At 46.2% G+C, this 20,202-nt stretch carries 18 protein-coding genes, 1 pseudogene and 1 other annotated feature; of the genes and pseudogenes, 13 read left to right on the top strand and 6 right to left on the bottom strand.

All coding sequences use genetic code 11. The features are described from left to right. Positions 1–13: 13 nt before the first annotated feature. A complete protein-coding gene (gene yvfG / locus SB847_RS12845) occupies positions 14–232 on the bottom strand; it encodes a protein YvfG (RefSeq protein ID WP_003151570.1) in 219 nt (72 codons plus the stop codon). 77 nt (positions 233–309) lie between these two features. Here yvfG and rpoN point away from each other — a divergent pair, with 77 nt between their 5' ends. Continuing rightward, on the top strand, positions 310–1,620 hold the full coding sequence (rpoN, locus tag SB847_RS12840; protein ID WP_038460896.1) for an RNA polymerase factor sigma-54: 1,311 nt from the start codon (positions 310–312) through the stop codon (positions 1,618–1,620). A gap of 37 nt (positions 1,621–1,657) precedes the next feature. Here rpoN and lutP read toward each other — a convergent pair whose 3' ends face one another. Further along, on the bottom strand, positions 1,658–3,334 hold the full coding sequence (lutP, locus tag SB847_RS12835; RefSeq protein ID WP_044801865.1) for an L-lactate permease LutP: 1,677 nt from the start codon (positions 3,332–3,334) through the stop codon (positions 1,658–1,660). A gap of 205 nt (positions 3,335–3,539) precedes the next feature. On the opposite strand from lutP, the gene lutR reads away from it, so the two are divergent. From lutR to SB847_RS12810, 5 genes are all read left to right on the top strand, one after another. Further along, positions 3,540–4,259: an L-lactate utilization/bacilysin biosynthesis transcriptional regulator LutR gene (gene lutR / locus SB847_RS12830; RefSeq protein WP_024085825.1), complete on the top strand. Its 720-nt coding sequence runs from the start codon at positions 3,540–3,542 to the stop codon at positions 4,257–4,259. 30 nt (positions 4,260–4,289) lie between these two features. Continuing rightward, positions 4,290–5,480: an aminotransferase-like domain-containing protein gene (locus SB847_RS12825; protein ID WP_410577912.1), complete on the top strand. Its 1,191-nt coding sequence runs from the start codon at positions 4,290–4,292 to the stop codon at positions 5,478–5,480. Between the two features lie 181 nt (positions 5,481–5,661). Continuing rightward, complete coding sequence (locus SB847_RS12820; protein WP_014418920.1) at positions 5,662–6,378, top strand: (Fe-S)-binding protein; 717 nt, start codon at positions 5,662–5,664, stop codon at positions 6,376–6,378. A gap of 27 nt (positions 6,379–6,405) precedes the next feature. Next, the gene (locus SB847_RS12815; RefSeq protein WP_007407375.1) at positions 6,406–7,836 is read left to right on the top strand and encodes a LutB/LldF family L-lactate oxidation iron-sulfur protein; all 1,431 of its coding nucleotides are present in this window, start codon (positions 6,406–6,408) and stop codon (positions 7,834–7,836) included. Then, on the top strand, positions 7,836–8,558 hold the full coding sequence (locus SB847_RS12810) for a LutC/YkgG family protein (RefSeq protein ID WP_025649302.1): 723 nt from the start codon (positions 7,836–7,838) through the stop codon (positions 8,556–8,558). The genes SB847_RS12815 and SB847_RS12810 overlap by 1 nt, the downstream gene beginning before the upstream one ends. A gap of 201 nt (positions 8,559–8,759) precedes the next feature. Here the strand turns inward: SB847_RS12810 and SB847_RS12805 are convergent. Continuing rightward, positions 8,760–9,245, bottom strand: a pseudogene (locus SB847_RS12805) (T7SS effector LXG polymorphic toxin); the annotation flags it as partial. Between the two features lie 411 nt (positions 9,246–9,656). Here SB847_RS12805 and SB847_RS12800 point away from each other — a divergent pair. From SB847_RS12800 to SB847_RS12790, 3 genes are all read left to right on the top strand, one after another. Continuing rightward, positions 9,657–10,427, top strand: coding sequence for a putative immunity/bacteriocin fusion bifunctional protein (locus SB847_RS12800; protein WP_045208954.1), 771 nt, complete (start codon positions 9,657–9,659; stop codon positions 10,425–10,427). A 118-nt stretch (positions 10,428–10,545) separates the two neighbouring features. Continuing rightward, on the top strand, positions 10,546–10,830 hold the full coding sequence (locus SB847_RS12795; RefSeq protein ID WP_045208953.1) for a hypothetical protein: 285 nt from the start codon (positions 10,546–10,548) through the stop codon (positions 10,828–10,830). Between the two features lie 94 nt (positions 10,831–10,924). Then, complete coding sequence (locus tag SB847_RS12790) at positions 10,925–11,137, top strand: hypothetical protein (RefSeq protein WP_060562545.1); 213 nt, start codon at positions 10,925–10,927, stop codon at positions 11,135–11,137. 45 nt (positions 11,138–11,182) lie between these two features. Here the strand turns inward: SB847_RS12790 and SB847_RS12785 are convergent, their stop codons facing one another. The 3 genes from SB847_RS12785 to SB847_RS12775 form a co-directional block, all read right to left on the bottom strand. Continuing rightward, entirely contained in the window at positions 11,183–12,511 is a 1,329-nt protein-coding gene (locus SB847_RS12785; protein ID WP_007407373.1) for a GntP family permease, read from the bottom strand. A 26-nt stretch (positions 12,512–12,537) separates the two neighbouring features. Beyond that, positions 12,538–14,082: a gluconokinase gene (gene gntK, locus SB847_RS12780; protein WP_032876357.1), complete on the bottom strand. Its 1,545-nt coding sequence runs from the start codon at positions 14,080–14,082 to the stop codon at positions 12,538–12,540. A gap of 184 nt (positions 14,083–14,266) precedes the next feature. Then, a complete protein-coding gene (locus tag SB847_RS12775) occupies positions 14,267–15,124 on the bottom strand; it encodes a MurR/RpiR family transcriptional regulator (protein WP_044801862.1) in 858 nt (285 codons plus the stop codon). A gap of 488 nt (positions 15,125–15,612) precedes the next feature. Here SB847_RS12775 and SB847_RS12770 point away from each other — a divergent pair, with 488 nt between their 5' ends. The 4 genes from SB847_RS12770 (at position 15,613) to SB847_RS12755 (ending at position 20,193) form a co-directional block, all read left to right on the top strand. Next, positions 15,613–16,500: a Cof-type HAD-IIB family hydrolase gene (locus SB847_RS12770; RefSeq protein WP_406528611.1), complete on the top strand. Its 888-nt coding sequence runs from the start codon at positions 15,613–15,615 to the stop codon at positions 16,498–16,500. Beyond that, positions 16,497–17,165 carry a YczE/YyaS/YitT family protein gene (locus SB847_RS12765; RefSeq protein ID WP_410563601.1) on the top strand — a complete coding sequence of 223 codons (669 nt, stop codon included), beginning with the start codon at positions 16,497–16,499 and terminating at the stop codon, positions 17,163–17,165. Before SB847_RS12770 ends, SB847_RS12765 begins: the two co-directional genes overlap by 4 nt. 69 nt (positions 17,166–17,234) lie before the next feature. Continuing rightward, positions 17,235–18,209 (top strand): LacI family DNA-binding transcriptional regulator, encoded by a 975-nt coding sequence (locus SB847_RS12760; protein WP_410563599.1) that lies wholly within the window; start codon positions 17,235–17,237, stop codon positions 18,207–18,209. 342 nt (positions 18,210–18,551) lie between these two features. Then, positions 18,552–18,791: a binding site (T-box leader), on the top strand. Between the two features lie 61 nt (positions 18,792–18,852). Then, a complete protein-coding gene (locus SB847_RS12755) occupies positions 18,853–20,193 on the top strand; it encodes an amino acid permease (protein ID WP_007613881.1) in 1,341 nt (446 codons plus the stop codon). Positions 20,194–20,202: the final 9 nt, after the last annotated feature.

Here is a 20,202-nt window from a genome sequence, read left to right as displayed (position 1 = left end):
ATGAGCGGAAGGTTTATTTTGTTTCTCCGCGTTTTACTTTGTTGTACGCCTCATCCAAATGCTGAATTCTTTTGAGCACAACCGAGTTTTTCGTCAGCTGATCCTGAACAAGGGTTGAAACGACGGAACGGTAATAGCTGTTCATCGCATGAATTCGGTCTTCATTCGGATTCATTTCAATGTGCTGTGTAAAGTTTTCAATAAAATAAGGAACAGAAAAAAGTTCTGACATCTATAAAGCAACTCCTTTTAATAAGTATATACGGTATGAAACCAATCATGTACAATGAAAAAAGGGGAGTGAGCATGATGGATATCAAACTTCAGCAAACACAAATGTTAAAGCCTCAATTAACGCAAGAGCTTAAACAGGCTATCACATTACTCGGATACAATTCCGCGGAACTGGCCGGATATATTGATGAGCTCTCACTGGAAAACCCTCTGATTGAACGAAAGGAAACAGACACGCCGCCACTATCTTACCATAAAACAAATAAAAACAGGATGAAAGAACGGGACGGAAGCCAGCAGATCAGACTTACCCGCAAAACGCTTCAGGATTCGCTCAAACAGCAAGCCTTAGACATGAAGCTGTCCGATGATGAGAAAAAAATTTTCAATTATCTGATACATTCATTGGATTCAAACGGATATTTAAAAGAGGATATACCAGCCGCCGCCGACCATGTATCCGCTTCACAAGAGGAGACGGAAGCGGTTCTGAAAAAGCTTCAATCCCTTGAGCCCGCGGGAATCGGCGCCCGGTCTTTGCAGGAATGCATCCTTCTTCAGCTCCGCCGTTTGCCCGAGCGGAACGAACAGGCGGAATGGATTGCCGAAGCCTATTTTGAGCTATTTGCAAGAAAGAACTGGAAAGCGCTTACACTAAAAACGGGCATTCCGCTTAAAGACATTCAGGACATCGCTGACATGATCAGCGCGCTTGATCCGAGGCCGGGGCTCTGTTATGCGCATGAGGAGCCGGGTTTTTACGTAGAACCGGATATTTTCATCACAGTGAAAAACGGCATCATTCAAGCGCGGCTCAACAGCCGTTCGTTTCCTGACATCCAGCTTCATACCCATTATCAGCCGCTTCTGTCAGCTGCCGGGTGCCGTGACACGAAAAATTATCTGTCGGCAAAATATCAGGAATGGCGCTGGCTGAACCGGGCTTTGTCGCAAAGAAAACAAACGATCACGAGAATTATCGGCGTCCTGACTGAACGGCAGGAATCCTTTTTTCTCACAGGAAAAAGCGGAATGCAGCCGCTGACCTTAAGAGAGGTGGCGGAAACGCTGGAGCTCCACGAATCAACGATCAGCCGGGCAATCAAAGGGAAGTACGTTCAGACGCCGTACGGACTGTATGAAATGAAAACATTTTTCTCGGCGAAAGCTGAATCATCGGGGGACGGCGGCGCCTCCAATTATGCCGTGAAAGCGCATCTGGAGGCATTGGTCGGTAAAGAAGATAAAAAGAAACCTTTTTCAGACCAAAAGCTTGCCGATCTGCTGTATGAACAATATGACATCCGAATCTCAAGGCGCACCGTCGCCAAATACCGTGACCAATTAAATATTCCGCCGTCATCGGCGAGAAAACGGTACAGCTGAAACCTCCCCGAGCCAAACCCCGGGGAGGTTCTCCGTGTTACGGGATCATCCATGAAAACAGATGATGCTGTAAAAATGTAATGAGACAGACGAGCAGAAGCAAAAACAGACTGTGCTTAATCGTAAAGCGGAAAAGGTCGGCTTCCTTGCCCGCCAGACCGACAGCGGCACAGGCAACCGCAATGGATTGCGGAGAAATCATTTTTCCGGTGACACCGCCTGATGAATTGGCGGCGACGGAGAGAACCGGGTCCATCCCGACAGAGAGCGCCGTTACCTTTTGCAATCCGCCGAACAACAGATTGGCCGACGTATCAGAGCCGGTAATAAATACGCCGAGCCAGCCGAGCACCGGCGAAAAAAAGGTAAACATCGCGCCCGTCATGGCAAGCGCAAGACCGAGTGTCGTGCTCATGCCGGAAGCATTCGTCACATAAGCAAAGCCGACAACAGAAACAATGGTCACGACCGGAAGCGTTAATTCTTTCACCGTTTCTATAAACGCTTCGCCCCATGTCTTCCACGACATGCCGAGGGCGAACTTGGAGATGACGGCGGCAATCAGAATCGCCGTCCCCGCTGAACCGAAAAGCTCAAGTTTGTACACGGCTTCAATCGGCGTGCCGTCCGCCTGAAGAATCTGCTGATTTACAAATGGGACGGGAGGCGTGAAGGTCAATGCACGCCCGGCTGCATTCAGCCAGGAAAGCCACATTGACGTTCCTTCGTAATGACCGGTTAAGGCAGCCTTCACGCCCGGAATCCCCCAGACGGATATCATGGCCGTCAGAAGAAGGAAAGGAGACCACGCTTTAAACACCGCGGCGCCCCCGTACTTGATCGGCGCCCGGTCAGCGGCCGCTGCTGATTCCCGTTCTGCCGCGAAACGAAAGGCCGTTTTCGGTTTCCAAAATTTCAAAAACACAGCGAGCGCGGCCATGGAAACTAGCGCCGACAGCACATCCGGAAGCTCAGGCCCTAAAAAATTCGAGCTTGCGTACTGCACGGCCGCAAAGGAGACGCCGGAAACAAGAATGGCCGGCCATATCTCAAAAGCCTTTTTAAACCCGCTCATCAAAATGATTAAGTACAGCGGAATAAAGACGGATAAAAACGGAAGCTGCCGGCCGACCATTTGAGAAATTTCCATTGCCGGTATCCCGGTCGGACCTTCGACGGCGGTAATCGGAATGCCGATCGCGCCGAAGGCAACGGGCGCCGTATTGGCAATCAGGCAAATTCCCGCTGCATACAGCGGCTGAAAACCAAGTCCGACGAGCAAAGCAGCCGAGATCGCGACGGGAGCGCCGAAACCGGCGGCGCCTTCTAAAAACGCCCCGAATGAAAAGGCGATGAGCAGCGCCTGCAAACGCCGGTCATCTGTAATTGAGAGCACCGAACTCCGGATAATCTCAAACTGTCCCGTTTTCACGGTGATTTTATACAGAAAGACCGATGTGACGATAATCCAGCCGATCGGAAGCAGCCCGTACACCGCTCCCTGAGAAGCGGACATCACCGCTTTTTCCGCCGGCATGCCGTAAACAAATACAGCGATTAAAAGTGAAACGGCTAATGTTAAAAGCCCCGCGATGTACCCCTTCATCCGTTTCACCGCAAGCGCCCAAAAAAAGAAGATAATCGGCACGAGCGCGCAAGCTGCCGATAAAAGCAAATTTCCCCCTAAAGGAGCGTACTCCTGTGTCCATTGCATCCCTAAAAAACCCCTCCTTATGTCATGTAAGCGATTACTTTTTATGATAAGGTCATCTGATGACCGGGTTAATTAGCATTATATTTTGAAAGTTTTGAAAGTACAATACTTTTCTTGAACAAATTGTCTGAACCTGTCGGCAATACAAAAAAAGAAGTATAATAGACGATAAACATCAAGATTCACAAGTGACGGGGTGATCGCGTTGAAATATAAACAAATTAAAACGAAAAAAATCTACGAGGAAGTCGCTGACGCATTGCTGGAGAAGATAAAAGCGGGCGAGCTTAAGCCGGGTGAAAAGCTTGATTCCGTTCAGGCGCTTTCTGAGAGTTTTCAGGTCAGCCGCTCGGCGGTCAGAGAAGCGCTGTCGGCTTTGAAAGCGATGGGGCTCGTCGACATGAAGCAGGGAGAAGGCACATACATAAGAGAATTTGAGCCGTCTCATGTTTCCCAGCCGCTTTCTTCCGCCCTCTTGATGAAAAAAGAGGATGTCAAACAGCTGCTCGAAGTCAGAAAGCTGCTTGAACTCGGCGTCGCCGCCATGGCCGCTGAAAAACGCACCGAAGACGATTTACAAAAAATCCGCCAAGCTCTCATGGAGATGAAAGACATTGACGGAGACGAAGAATTGGGCGAAAAAGCGGATTTCTCCTTTCATATGGCGCTGGCGGAAGCATCACAAAACGGCCTGCTCAAGCATCTCATGAATCATGTCTCCGCGCTTCTTTTGGAAACGATGAGAGAAACGAGAAAAATTTGGCTGTTTTCTAAACGAACGAGCGTGCAGCGATTGTATGAAGAGCATGAACGCATTTACAGCGCCGTCGCCGCCGGAGACGCGGATGAAGCGGAAGCCGCGATGACCGCGCACCTGACGAATGTGGAAGAAGTGCTGGGGGCTTATTTTGAAGAAAATGTATAGAAGCTGACTTGTGAAAGGGGATAACATCACATGCAGGCCGAATCTTTTTTTTCTGACCATGTAAAGAAAGCTCTGACAAACGATCCTCCCGGGGAATGGATGCCGGCAGTTCCGAAAGCGTGCACCCCCCTGCATTCCGGCTATCCCGATCCCGCACTCGTTCCTGATAAGGAGCTGAAAGAAGCCGCCGCCCGCCTTCTGGATGAGGAGCGCGATCTGCCGCTGCATTATATGGGAACCCCGAGGACGGCCGTTTTAAAAAAGCAGATTCAAGAACGGTTAGCCATCCGCGGCATTCACTGCCGGGACGATGAGCTGCTCGTGACGTCAGGCGCCTGTCAGGCGATAGATCTGGCTGCACGGGTTTTCCTCGATGAACAAACCGCCGCTGCCGTTGAAGCGCCGGTCTACATGGAAGCGCTCGAGATTTTTAAGAATTATACACCGCATATCATGAGCATTCCGACAGATCAAGAGGGCCTGCAAACAGAAACATTAGCGCTCATGCTTGAGGAAAGAAAACGAAAAGGGCTTCTGCTTCCCCGTCTTCTCTACACGATACCCGCTTTTCAGAATCCTGCGGGAACCGTAATGTCAGCGAAGCGGAGAACACGCCTGCTTCAGCTTGCCGAAACATATGATTTTCTCATCTTGGAGGATGATGCATACGGCGAGCTCGGATTCACCGATATTCCGCCGCCCTTAAAAGCCATGGATCAAAACGGCCGGGTGATGTACGCCGGTTCATTATCAAAAGTCATCGCCCCGGGTATGAGGATCGGCTGGATTGCAGGGGACGCCGCATTCATCACGGCATTGTCATGGTTAAAAAAAGACTTAGGCCACCCGTTTTCCCAAGCGGTGACCGCCGTCTATCTGGAACAAACGAATGTTGAAAAACGGCTCGCCGTCTTGCGGGAAGCATATCAAAGCAAACGTGACGTTTTGCTCGCCGCATTAGCGCGATATCTTCCGGAATCTGCATCCTGGCACGTGCCTGAAGGCGGTTACTTTGTATGGGTGAAAGCGACGGGAGCGGATACATCCGCAATGCTGGCGGGAGCTCTTTCTCACGGCGTTTCCTATGTACCCGGTAAATATTTTTTTCTGCATCATGAAGACGGTGCCGAATATCTCCGCCTGTCGTTCAGTTATGCCGGTAAAGCCGCGATAAAAGAGGGTGTGCAAAAACTGGGACGCCTGCTTGAAAACGGGATGTAGAGCAGCTTGAGGAGCTTTCGGGCTTCTCTTTTTTTGTCCCCTTCAGCGCATCGGACGAAAGGATTTTTCAGAAAAACCTTCCAATCCATATTCAGAATAGTGTAGGATATTCATAGAGCTTTCCTAAAAACAGGTCATCAGATGACCAGATCATATATTGAGGATGAAAGAGGGGTTCATCATGAAAGTCTCATTATTTGTCACGTGCCTTGTAGATATGTTCCAGACCAATGTCGGAAAGGCGACGGTTGAGGTGCTGGAACGGCTCGGGTGTGAGGTGGATTTTCCCGAGGGACAGATCTGCTGCGGGCAGCCCGCATACAACAGCGGGTATGTGACGGATGCGAAAAAAGCGATGAAGCGGATGATTGCCGCGTTTGAAGAAGCGGAGTACGTCGTCAGTCCGTCAGGTTCCTGTACGACGATGTTCCGTGAATATCCGCATCTGTTTCAGGACGATCCGAAGTGGGCGGCAAAAGCGCAGCAGCTTGCGGACAAAACATATGAGTTAACAGATTTTATCGTCAACGTTCTCGGGGTGGAGGATGTCGGGGCGGTGCTGCAAAAAAAAGCGACAGTCCATACATCGTGCCACATGACGAGGCTGCTCGGCGTGTCGGAGGAGCCGATGAAGCTTTTGCGCCATGTCAAGGGGCTCGAGCTGACCGCGCTTCCCGGAAAACATCAATGCTGCGGATTCGGAGGAACGTTTTCTGTGAAAATGGCGCAAATCTCTGAACAAATGGTGGATGAGAAGGTCGCCTGCGTGGAAGACACGGAGGCCGAGGTGCTGATCGGGGCGGATTGCGGATGTCTGATGAATATCGGAGGGCGTCTTGACCGTAAGGATAAAAACGTCAGAGTCATGCACATCGCCGAAGTGCTGAACAGCAGATAACACGAGAAACAACAAGGGGGGAAAATCATGGCGATGAAAATCGGTACCGCCGCTTTTAAAGAGCGGGTATCAGAAGGAATAGATAATGAGTTTATGAGAGGAGCCGTCTCCGGAGCGCAGGAACGGCTCAGGACAAGAAGGCTTCAGGCGGCCGAAGAATTGGGAAACTGGGAGGATTGGCGTTCCCATGCGGAAGAAATCAGACAGCATGTGCTGGACAATCTTGATTTCTATTTGGAACAGCTCGCCGAAAACGTCGCCAACAGAGGCGGACATGTCTTTTTCGCCGAAACGGCGGAAGAAGCGTCCTCCTATATCCGCGATGTCATCCGGCAGAAAAACGCCAAAAAAATCGTAAAATCCAAATCCATGGTGACAGAAGAAATCAATATGAACGAAGTGCTTGAGGAAGAGGGCTGTGAAGTCACAGAAACGGATCTCGGCGAATACATTCTCCAGATTGACGACCACGATCCGCCGTCACATATCGTTGCTCCCGCTCTTCACAAAAACAAAGAGCAGATCCGTGACGTGTTTAAAGAGAGACTCGAATATAAACAGACGGAAAAACCGGAAGAGCTCGTTATGCACGCGCGCAGCGTTCTCCGGAAAAAATTTCTCGAAGCGGATGTCGGCATTACAGGCTGCAACTTTGCAATCGCGGATACCGGATCGGTCAGTCTCGTGACGAACGAAGGAAACGGCCGCCTTGTGTCCGCGCTGCCGAAGACGCAGATCACCGTGATGGGAATGGAGCGGATCGTTCCGTCATTTTCTGAGTTTGAAGTGCTTGTCAGCATGCTGACGAGAAGCGCCGTCGGCCAGCGGCTTACAAGTTACATTACGGCGCTGACGGGACCTCGTCAGCAAGGAGAAGCTGACGGGCCTGAGGAATTCCACCTCGTGGTTGTGGACAACGGGCGTTCCCGCATACTCGGCACGGAATTTCAATCGGTGCTGCAATGTATCCGCTGCGCCGCCTGCATCAACGTCTGTCCCGTGTACCGGCATGTCGGCGGACACTCGTACGGGTCCATCTATTCGGGTCCGATCGGCGCCGTCTTATCGCCTCTTCTCGGCGGATATGACGAATACAAGGAGCTCCCGTACGCATCTTCCTTATGCGCGGCCTGTACGGAAGCGTGCCCCGTTAAAATTCCGCTGCACGAGCTGCTGCTCAAGCATCGGCAGAACATCGTGGAAAAAGAGGGCAAAGCGCCGATCAGCGAAAAACTGGCGATGAAAGCCTTCGGGCTCGGCTCGTCATCCCCGTCCCTTTATAAAATGGGATCGAAATGGGCGCCTGCCGCCATGACGCCGTTTACGGAGGATGACAAAATATCAAAAGGGCCGGGGCCGTTAAAAGAATGGACGGCAATACGGGATTTCCCGGCGCCGCATAAATCGAGATTCAGAGATTGGTTTAAAGACCGGGAAAAACAAAAGGGGGAAGAATGATGATGAAAGGGACGGTTACACATCAGGAATCCTTTTTAAACCGGATCGCCGAAAGTCTGGGCAGAGAGCGCAGGAAATCAGGCGTGTCCCTGCCTGAATGGAAGTATCAGCCACAATATCAAACGCATGCGGACTGTACGGAAGACGATCTTGTCACGATGCTGAAAGACCACTGCGTCAACATTCATACCGAACTGATCGAAACGGATGCAGCCGGGCTTTACGACGCTTTGCGCACGCAGGTGAACCGCTTTGAAGGAGGGCCTGTCATCATTCCGAAGGACAGCCGGTTTGAAACGTACGGCTTGCAGACCCTTATGACAGAAGAGTGGCCGGACGAAGGGATTCCCGTTTGGGAATGGGACGCGGAACAAGGAGCGAAAAATATTGAAAAAGCGGAACAAGCGAATGTGGGCATCACATTCAGCGAGATCACGCTTGCGGAATCAGCCACCGTCGTTTTGTATGCGTCAGAGCATGCCGGCCGTTCTGTCAGCCTGCTTCCGACCACCTATATCGCAATCATCCCGAAATCTTCCATTGTGCCGAGAATGACACAGGCCAGCGATATACTGAAACAGCAGATCAGAGACGGCGTCACCGTTCCTTCCTGCATCAACTATATTACTGGACCGAGCAACTCGGCCGATATCGAAATGGATTTGGTTGTCGGCGTCCACGGACCCGTTAAAGCCGCTTATATCCTTGTGAATGACCGATAAAAAAACAAACCCCGGTTTTCTGATATGATCCCCTCATAGCAGACAGAAAAAAGAAAGCATACTGATCTGTCTGCAATGGAGGGGATTTTTTATGGGGAAAATACGTAAAACTTATGATATTCACTTTAAGAAAAAAGTTGTTGATCTTCACCTAAATGATGGGATGGGTTATCAGACAATCGCCAGAGAAATGAACATTGAAGTAACAAGTGCTTCGTCCACGCTTCCTAATTTATCGACTGTTTTTTTACGTTTGTCCTCTGCATCTGCAAGTTCGTCTTTGAAGTCTTCTGTCGAGAACAATTCAAGCGGAAGAATATCATTGATATCAAGCAGGATACCTTTCATCGCTTTCTTCTGTTCAGACATAATGGATTTTGACTTGGTGCAGGCGTTAGCCAGCTCGTGTTCCAGCAAGGATTCTTCTATGTATGCGTCAGACAAGCTGGCGTCCTCTAAAGCGCCTGAAATGCTTGTCAAAAAAGCAATTTTCATATCAATTAGATCAATCCAATTGTCAGCCACATCAGCGTGATCTTGATAAAATACTTTGATGTTGTCAGCGCCTTTTCCGGAAAACTCACTGTCATCTAAGTCAGCTACGGCTTTGAAGGCTTTTTTAAGATTGACCATCTGGCTTCTTAATTCTTTGTATTCTTTTGCCCGTTTATCTGCCTCTGATAGCAGTGTTTTTGGCTTCCAATACTTTCATATTCATATCCTTTTCATATCCTTTTGTTTAAATGGATCAACAAGATCTTACCATGGGGCAATGAAGAAACAGACGAAATGTGATACAAAAGTAAGAAATGATCAATTTGATCCGTGTTATTTTATCTTTTGCGATCTTTTGTTTTGAAACCGACGCCGATGTCTCAGCAATTTCACCTGATGTATGGGTTTTCTATGATTGTATTTACGAACGAAAAGAAAGTGCATATAGACAGTTTTTTGACAGTGAAAATAAAGTCCGCTTATTTTAAAAGAGACATTTTTGAAAATTTAATAGAATTATCTGTTTTTTTGTTGATTTCAAATTGGGAATAAGTTACAATCTTCATGTAATCACCTAAAATATGGAAAAAGGGGAGGTATTTGATGGGTAAGAAAGGCTTTTTTTCACTGTTAATGGCTTTCACACTTACATTAGTAACGATTTTTTCTTTTAATACTAGTGTTAAAGCTAATTCAAATGTTTTAGGGAAAGCAAAAACAAATTGTACGTCATGCCAATCAGGGGTTCCTGAGTCATCGGGACCATTAGAAGATCAACAAAAAGCAAAAGAAATTGTCTATGCCTCAAAGGAATTCAAACAAAACAAGTTGGTGAAAAAACCAAAAAACAGCTTCTTTGGACTTTCAAATGAACAAAATGAAGAGATTGTAAATGTAAAAGAAGGCATGGCTGTGGTAACAATTCCTGTTGATGATATGGAGTCTGGATTAACATCAGCACAATATTTTGTTGATCTGAAAACTGAACAAATATTCGATACCATTGAAACTTACATTACATTTGATGAATCAGAAAAACTTCTTAATTTACAAATAAAACAATCCGGTAAAGTTGTCGAAGATGTAAACTTAACAGAAGGCGGAAAAGTCAAACTGGATAATGGAACAGAAGTTTCTGTAGAAGATTACTTAAAGGATTCAAAAGATTCTGCGGAAGAAACAAAAGCATCAACTATGATGAGCTGCAGAGCGGCTGTATCTTGGTTATATGATATAGCAAATGGAGGCTCTTGTGCTCTTTCTTGCTTAAGAATTGCGGCCATCAACCTAGCAATTGGTATTGGTTGCGGAACAGTTTGTGTTATTATCAAGCACAACTCAAAAAGCAAAGCAATAAAATTAATTTGCGGATAATTAAGGAGGGGGGGAAGAAATACCCCTCTTTTTTATCATTATAACGATGCATTGAAAATGATTAGGCGCATATTATAAGATTTAGGAAATATTGTTATAAGGTGGTTTTGAACAACTCATGAACAGTATTCAAAAAGAAACTGAAAAGAGCAATGCATCTAGGGACTGGTTGATTTATATCACAGTATCAGTAATCTTTTTAATAGCAGTATCGATATTTAGCTTTTTTGAGTCGGAAGTTGATTTTAACGTTATGGCTCTCCGATTATTTGATGCTTTGATCAGCTGTATCTTGGTTATAAACGGTCTTTATTTTATGCAGAAAAACAAAGGGATAGCGGTCGTTTCCTTCCTTTTAGGAATAATTAATCTAGGGATATTAGCTGTTCTTTTGTTTCGTTAAAGAAAGAAGAGCCCAGCTCATATTGATATGATCCCCTCATAGCAGACAGAAAAAAGAAAGCATACTGATCTGTCTGCAATGGAGGGGATTTTTTATGGGGAAAACACGTAAAACTTATGATATTCACTTTAAGAAAAAAGTTGTTGATCTTCGCCTAAATGATAGGATGGGTTATCAGACAGCTGAAGCAGTTCAAGAAGCAGTATGTAAATATATTCATTTTTACCAATCATCAACGGTTCCAAAAGAAGTGAAACAACCTGAGCCCATATCAATACAGGACTCAGGCTGCTTCGTGTCTTTTTAACACTGTCTGCTTGACAGGGGTCACTTCATTCGGCCGGGGTTTTTTTTATATAAACGCGTTAATGATCATGATAAAACAGATCGCACTGACAGAAATAATCGTTTCCATCGCTGTCCATGTCAGGAATGTTTCTTTTACTGTCATTCCGAAATACTCTTTAATGAGCCAGAAACCGGAGTCATTGACATGTGACAGAATCAAAGAGCCCGCTCCCGTTGCCAAAACGAGAAGCTCGCTGCTGACGCCCGGCATGACAGATGCAATCGGTGCAACAATGCCGGCCGCCGTCATCATGGCGACAGTCGCTGAACCTGTGGCGACACGGATGACCGCCGCGATCGTCCAGCTTAAAAGAACGGGAGAGAAGCTTGAGTGCTTCGCCATGTCAGCGATATACGTGCCGACGCCTGAATCAATCAGGACGTTGTTAAAAGCGCCGCCGGCTCCGATCACAAGCAGAATGGAAGCGATCGGCCCGAGACAGTCATTGCTGAATTTTAAAATGCTTTCTCTGTCAAAGCCCTGATAAAAACCAAGGCTGAAAAAGGAGTAAACCGTGGCGATCAAAAGCGCCGTGACAGGGTCGCCGATAAATTTAAAAGTTTCATAGAGCGTGCTTTTTTCCGGAAGCGCAATTTCGGCAAGCGTTGCCATAAGCATCAGGATCACCGGTACCAATATCGTAAACAATGTATTTGCGAATCCCGGAAGCTTGCGTTTTTCATTCCGTTCAATAAATTGTTTTTTCAACAGTTCGGGAACGGGTTTATGAATGCGCTTACCAATCCATTTTCCGTAAAGCGGCCCGGCGATGATGGCAGTCGGAATGCCGACGATTAAAGAAAACAAAATCGTTTTTCCGACATTGGCGTGATAAATGCCGACAGCTGCCATCGCCGCCGGGTGGGGCGGAACCAATCCGTGCACGACGGAAAGCCCCGCAAGGAGCGGAATCCCGATCGTCACTAATGAAACCCCGGTTTCAATTGCAATCGTAAACAAAAGCGGCACGAGCAGGACGAAGCCGACCTGGAAAAAGACCGGGATGCCGACGATAAAAGCGACGGCCATCATCGCCCAATGCACTTTCTTTTTGCCGAAGCGGCCGATCAGGGTGTGGGCGATACGCTCCGCACCGCCTGATTCAGCCATCATTTTTCCGAGCATCGTACCGAGGGCCAGCACGATCGCAAGCAGCGACAGCGTATTGCCGAGCCCGGTTTTCATCGAAGCGATAATGTCCGGCAGATTCATGCCCGTTGCGAAACCGACAAGGATGGATGTAATCAGCAGACTGATAAACGGATTTAATTTAGCGACCGTAATCAATAAGAGTAAAACGATAATAGCGGCAATGACAATAAACAGTAACATGACCTTTTCACCCTTTCAAAGAAGAATTAACGGCTTTGTTTGAGCTGAAATTCACTGATGACGTCAAATTCATCTTTGAGCTTGTCATACAGCCGCTCGTATAAGTAAAACAGCTCAATATATGTTTCGCTGTTTTTGACGTTCGGTTCATGGCGGTGAGAAATTCTGATCCAGTCCTGAACATCCTCGATCCGTTCCATTTCGCCAAGGCTGTGCAAAGCGAGAACGGCCGCTCCGAGCGCCGAGGCTTCGTAACTTTCCGGAACGAGGACTTCCCGTCCCATCGTATCGGACAAAATCTGCCTCCAAAGCGGCGATCTCGCAAATCCTCCCGAAGCCCGCACGTCTTTTGCAGGGCCCGCCAAATCTCTCAGTGCGACACCGATTGAAAAGACGCTCATGATGACGCCTTCCAGCACCGCTCTGATAAAATGCTCCCGTTTATGGCGGAGGCTGATGCCGAAAAACGTTCCGCGGGCATTCGGATTCCAAAACGGCGCGCGCTCCCCTGATAAAAACGGCAGAAACAGCAATCCCTCAGAGCCTGCGGGCACTTTATCAGCGATATCAATCATTAAATCGTACGGATCAATGCCGAGCCGCTTCGCCGTTTCGACTTCCGGAGAAGCGAATTCGTCTCGAAGCCAGCGCAGCATAATGCCTCCGTTATTCGTCGGGCCTCCGATGACCCAATGCTTGTCAGTCAGCGCGTAACAGAATGTCCGCGCTTTTTCATCCGTAATCGGCGCATCCGTCACCGAACGCACGGCTCCGCTTGTTCCGATCGTAACGGCCACTTCGCCTTTGCCGATCGCGCCGACTCCAAGGTTGGCGAGCACGCCGTCATTTGCGCCGATAATAAACGGTGTATCCGCATGAATGCCCATCCGTGCAGCGATTTCCGGCGCAAGGCCGCGCAGCTGATGAGTGGTCGGCACGATGTCCGACAGCTGATCTTCCCGGATTCCGGCAATCCGGAGCGCTTCTTCATCCCAGGAAAGCGTATCTAAACGGAACAGCCCCGTTGCCGAAGCGATCGAATAATCGACGACATAAGTTCCGAAAAACTCGTGCAGAATATATTCTTTAATACTGATGAATTTGGCGGTTTTCGCGAATGTCTCCTTGTCCTGTTCTTTCATCCACACAATTTTGGAAAGCGGAGACATCGGGTGAATCGGCGTACCCGTTCTTTTATAAATATCAAAACCGTTCATCTCTTTTAAAATCCGTTTTGATTGCTCGGCGCTGCGGTTGTCCGCCCAAATGATGCTTTTGGTCAGCAGGCCGCCGTTTTGATCGACAGCTATCAATGAGTGCATGGCGGTGCTGATGCCGATTGCAAGCAGATTGTCAGGGCTCAGTCCGGCCTTTGTGACGGCGTCCCTGATGCTTCCGATCACCGCTTCCAAAATGTGCTCAGGATCCTGCTCGGCCCATGCCGGCTTTGGCTGTATTAAATCATAGTGAACCGAATGCTTGGCTAACACTTTGCCTCTTGGTCCGAACAGAACGGCTTTCGTACTGGTCGTGCCGATATCCAGACCGATAACAGCTTGGGTTTCCTTCATAATATATCCCGCCTAATCTGATTGAATAATAAGATAGATTGATAATGTATGCCCTTACAAAGTCAATTATAGGAATAATTTTTTTATAAATCAACGATGAAGAAGAAAAATTTTTTCATAAAATTGCCTCAATTCCCGCTGTATCGGCATTCTCTCTTTTGAAAAATAAATATTCAGAAAGCGATTACAAACGTTTGTGCGCGATCATTTTTCTGATTTGCTGCAAGTTGGCGAGCGTTTTCTCCTGCCGCAGCCGGGCCGTGGCGAAATACAGTGTATCAATGACCGACAGCTGGGCAAGCCTTGCGGACATTGCTTCCGTTCTGAAGGCCGTTTCCCTTGTTGACGTATACAGCACCACGTCGGAAATCTGGGTGAGCGGCGACTTTTGGTAGCTTGTAATGCCGATCGTGCCGGCGCCGAGCGATTTGGCCGTTTTCACCGCGTCGAGCACGTCCTTGTTGCTTCCAGAATGAGAAATGCCGATGACTGCGCTATCGGGACCGAGAAGACCCGCTGACATCGCCTGAAAGTGAGAATCCGTGTGCGCGATGCAGTTTATACCCGTACGCATAAATTTGTGATACGCGTCAGTGGCGATCAGCCCGGAACCGCCGTTTCCGTAAAATTCGATTCTGTCTGCGCGGTGGATCATTTCTACCGCTTTTTCAACGTCGGCCGGATCTAATAAATGAAAGGTATCGGTCAGACCGGAAATGTTTGTGCGGAAAACTTTCTGGATGATGACTTCGATATCGTCGTCGGGGCTCATTTCTTCATGAATGTGCTGCACCGGCTCCTGAACGATCTCCTGAGCAAGCGCGATTTTTAAATCCTGATAGCCGGAAAAACCGAGCCGTTTGCACAGCCTGAAAATCGTCGCTTCAGAGCTTTTTGTTTTTTCCGCCAGCTGAATGATGGAAAGGTGAATCACGTCTTTCGGTTCCTTCACGATATGGTCTGCAATCGCTCTCAATTTTGGCGACAAACCTTTGCTGGCCGCCTGAATCTTCCCGATGCTGCTTGAATTCACAGGGGTCATGCTATAACCTCCCTACTCGAATGTAAACGCATACTTTTATGATAAAGCAAGTTCTGTCATAAGGGAATCAGGTTTTGCTTTCTTTACCTCAAATGAAAGAAAAGAGAAAAGTATATCGGGGACACCGCCTCAATGAAACTTCATACATCCGATTTTCACAAAAAGTGATCGTTCTCTGAAAAGTGCCGGTGCCCAATTCGCCGGCCATAAGTGTAAGCTGTCCTGTTACAGTTCAGTTTCTAGTGAGTTGCCGGCGCTTGAAGTTCCGGATGAATTTCTTCAAATTAGTGTTCCGCCATTAGCAGTCAGTTCTTTATTAACTGGATTGATCAAAAGAGAAGGATTATTAAGCAGGAGGACACTTGAGAAGCACAGGTCTAATCAGCTTCGGAGAAAAACTTCAAATTAATATAATAATCTAATTGCTCTGAAACGCGTACCATACATTATACTTTCAATGATTTTTAAACTCTGAGGAGGAAATTCACATGAAAGTAATTGCAATTGACTTAGATGGCACGCTGTTATCAGAGAACTTAACTATCCAAGAACAAGATGTAAGAGCTTTAAAGCTTGGACAAAAACAAGGTCATCTTGTAACAATCGCTACAGGGAGAGCTTTATTTGATGCAAAACACATCATCCATAAATATGATTTGGATTTTCCGATTATTGCTTCAAACGGCGCTCAAATTGATGTGGGAAATCAGGTCATATTCGAACATTTTATGGATTCAGATGTAATCCAACCTATCATCACATGGTTAAATAAAGAAGAAATCTATTACCAGCTCTATTTATCTGACAAAATTGCCGTATCAAATCAAGGAATTCAGCAGCTTGAAAAAGAACTTTACAATACAGTAATGGAAGAACCTCATTTTAATCAAGAAGTATTTTGGAATTCTATTAAAGCTCAAATCCATCAATACGGGTTAGAGGAAATACCGGGTACAATTGACCCTATCGATTATCGGTATGTCATAAAATGTATGATTGTTTCGCCAAACCAAAGAAAATTAAAAAAAGCTAAAGAATATTTTGGACAACTGAAGGAGTGTGCCGTAACGAGTTCAGGAGCATTCAATCTTGAAATCACAAGTGCAGGAGTAGATAAAGGAGCGTCATTAAATAAACTTTGTGAACATTATGGAACGGATGCGCGGAATGCAATCGCAATAGGTGATAATTTAAATGATCTGCCTATGTTTCATGCAGCAGGAATAGGGATAGCCATGGGGAATGCAGATAAGAAGCTTATTCAATTGGCTGCTTTTAAAACGTTATCGAATGATGAGTGTGGTGTATCTTATGCTTTTAATCATTACATTCTGACGAAAGAAGAAGACCCTAAACCGCGGAGTATACAGCCATGAGCCATTTTGTGAAAAGATGTTTAATCTATATTGTCGGATTGTTTATTTTATCCGTAGGGGTTGTATGTATGATTAAATCTAATACCGGGATTGCCCCCTGGGATGCTCTAAACGTGGCTTTATCAGAACTCATTGGCCTTACAATCGGGTCATGGGTTTTCATTGTCGGAGGAATCCTTATCTTTATAAACAGCCTCATAAAAATGCGGTTTCCTAATCTAGCCGGTTTTATTCCGATTTTTATTATTGGAAGTTTTGTTGACCTTTTAAACTTAAAGGTTCTTTCGTTCTTAAAAACAGATTCTGTAATTCTTCAATGGAGTTTATTTTTGATAGGGTTGTGTATATTGGCTATGGGAATCGCTATTTATTTAAGAGCATCTTTTCCTTCGATACCGAATGATGAATTAATGTTGGCTATTACTGAACGTACAGGTTGGGGTATTAATATTACAAAGACGATAGGGGAAGCTTTAGCTTTTGTGCTTGCAATCATTCTTCAGGGGCCGATTGGGATAGGAACCATCATTGTGCTGCTATGTCTGGGGATATTAGTAGGTTTATTTGACAAACTATTATACAAGATGGGGAAGCCCCGTTCTATCTATAGTGTGGGACAGGAAGGCGCACATATTCATGCAGGCCATGATAAAACTATTAATTAAATGCTTTTTTTCCCCTTGTGTTATTCAGTGTGAAATCCTGATAACGCTGTCTAAGAAGGAGTAACAGTAATGACAAACATTACAGAGATAGCAAAGAAAGCGAACGTTTCCCGGACAACAGTTTCTAGAGTTCTCAATAATCATCCTTATGTAAAACCTGAGAAGCGGGACGCTGTGTTAAAATCTATGAAGGAATTAAATTATGTACCAAATTTCAACGCGATTAACCTATCCAGGGGGAAGACAAATGTATTCGGAGTCATTGTTCCTAAAATCAACCATCCGTTTTTCAGTAAACTGATTGCCGGAATAGGCGAAGAGTGTAATAAACATAATTACAGTTTGCTTGTGCACCAATCAAATAACGATCCTGAACAAGAAATGGAGTTTTTTAACAGATTGAAATACAAACTTATTGACGGTCTTATTTTGGGATCCTGTGTAAGCCCCCATCACGTACTCGACGAGATATCTGGGTTTGGCAATATTGTTTCCTGTGAAGCTTCTGCAAGCAAACAGGTTGCACATATATTTATTAATCATGAGTCAGGAATCAAAATGGCAATTGATCATCTGCGAAATCAAGGACATCAATCCATTGGTCTATGTATAGGAAATCCTAAGAGCGGTGTTGGCATAAGCAGAAAAAAATCATTTTTTCACTTTCAAAATGAATACGGATTGAAATGGAGTGATAATTGGTACTTTGAGGAACAGTACACTATTGAAAATGGTATAGAAATAGCAAAATTATTACTAAATAAGTCACCTCGTCCTGAGGCAATGGTTGTAGGAAGTGATTATGTTGCGGCAGGGATCATTTATGAAGCGAAAAGACAGGGAATACGAATACCTGAAGAACTGGCGATTATAGGATTTGATAATCAGCCGATATCTAAGGTAATAGAACTTTCAACGATACATCAACCGATTAAAGAGTTGGGACAAACAGCAGCAAATTTATTATATAACTTAATGAATAACAAAGATGTCCCCAATATAAATAAGTTGAACCTAAAACTTATTAAAAGAAAGTCAACTTAAAAAGACCACTTTATGGTGGTCTTTTTTGCTTAGCGCAGAATCAGCTCTGGGGCAGGCGCTTTGAAATGAGCTCTTTTTTTCGTTTCATCTATAAAACTGAAGGGCTTCATGGAATCGTAGAAGCTTTTCGGAATTTCTGTTTGAACAATATATATAAAGTGCTGATTACGCCATATTAGGGGCCGGCTCACCCCGCATATGAATATAAACATGGTCAGTCAAAATGTCTTAAATAGGTGATAAGAAAACCAGCGGCAAAAATTAGTATTGACTTTGAAAATAGAAGACTGTATATTATGTTACTATATTCAGAAAATAAAAACTCAAGAGATTCATTTAACATAAAACACTGTGAACGGGAGCAGTAAAAGAATCCAGTCAGAAAAAGAGAGCCGCGGGTTGGTGCAACGCGGACTGATTGTTCTTTGAACTCGCCCGGAAGTGGCAGGGCGGAACGGAATTGTCGGAATATTCCCTATGTCCTAACGGCTGACCTTCGTTAAAAGGTTTTTAAGCTGGATTCCGGATATTCGGGATCAACAAGAGTGGTACCGCGGCTGCCTGAGGCACGCCGTCTCTTTTCCCAAAGAGGCGGCGTGCTTTTTTATGTGATGAACACTTTTTGCGAGAGGGCGTGTGATAGATGGAAAAGGACAAGCAAACGTTAAAACGGACGATGTCGTCCAGACACATTATGATGATGGCGCTTGGAGGCGCAATCGGGGCCGGGCTCTTTAAAGGCAGCAGCACGGCGATTGATGAAGCGGGGCCATCCGTGTTATTGGCCTACCTCCTCGGCGGAATCATTCTGCTGTTTATTATGCAGGGGCTGGCCGAAATGGCAGTCAGAAACAAACATGCAAGGACGTTCCGTGATTTGGTTCAGCAGTCTCTCGGGTCGTACGCTGCATACTTTTTAGACTGGATCTATTGGAAAATGTGGGTGCTCAATATTGCCGCGGAGGCGGTCGTAGCCGCCATTTTCATTCAATATTGGCTGCCGGAATGTCCGATATGGATATTGGCTTTGATCATTTCCATTGTGGTGACGGTCGTAAACATGCTTTCTGTGAAACTGTTTGCCGAGACGGAGTACTGGCTCGCGCTCATTAAAATTACAGTGATTGTCATCTTTATTTTATGCGGGATTCTGCTATTATTTTTCTCATTCGGCAATCACACGGCGCCGGGGCTGTCTCATTTAACGGATCACGGAGGGTTTTTCCCGCATGGAGCGGGGGGCGTCATTACGGCGATGCTCGTCGTGATCTACTCATACGGCGGAACGGAAATCATCGGCGTCACGCTGGCGGAGACAAAAAATCCCGAAAAGGTGATCCCGAAAGCTGTCCGAAGCACGTTAACGCGGATTGTCGCTTTTTACTTGCTGCCGTTTTTCATCATCGTCAGCCTGATTCCTTGGAATCAAGTCAACAGCGTTCCCGAAAGCCCGTTTGTCATAGTATTTAAGATGATCGGGATTCCGGGTGCCGACCATATTATGAATGCCGTCATTCTTCTTGCGATTATCTCGTCTATGAACTCGGGACTGTACGGATCATCCCGCGTCTTGTTTACACAGGCTTCTGACGGCCGGGTGCCGAAAATCTTTTCAAAACTGTCGAAGAAAAAGGTTCCCGTTTATGCGATTCTGACTTGTACGTCATTTTTATATGTAGGCGTCCTGATTTCTTTATTCGCAGGAAGCCAGACGTTTAATTATTTGATGGGTTCCCTCGGCTATACCGTGCTGTTCATCTGGCTGATTATCGGATTCGCCCATTTGAAATCAAGAAAACATTCAACAGAACAGCCGGCTTATTACGTCAAATGGTTCCCGTACACGACATGGTTCGCAGTGCTTGCGCTTTTGGCCATCTTGGTCGGCGTGATTGCCACGACATCCATCGTCATCACATGCATCACTGCGGCCATCTATCTCCTTATTACGGCTGCGTATCTCGTGAAAGGGAGACGTCAATAAATAAAAAAA

The sequence above is a fragment of the Bacillus sp. SIMBA_026 genome, assembly GCF_046535335.1.
Lineage (GTDB): Bacteria > Bacillota > Bacilli > Bacillales > Bacillaceae > Bacillus > Bacillus velezensis.
Note: the sequence above shows the minus strand (reverse complement) of the source record. Positions and strands in the feature narration are given on the sequence as shown.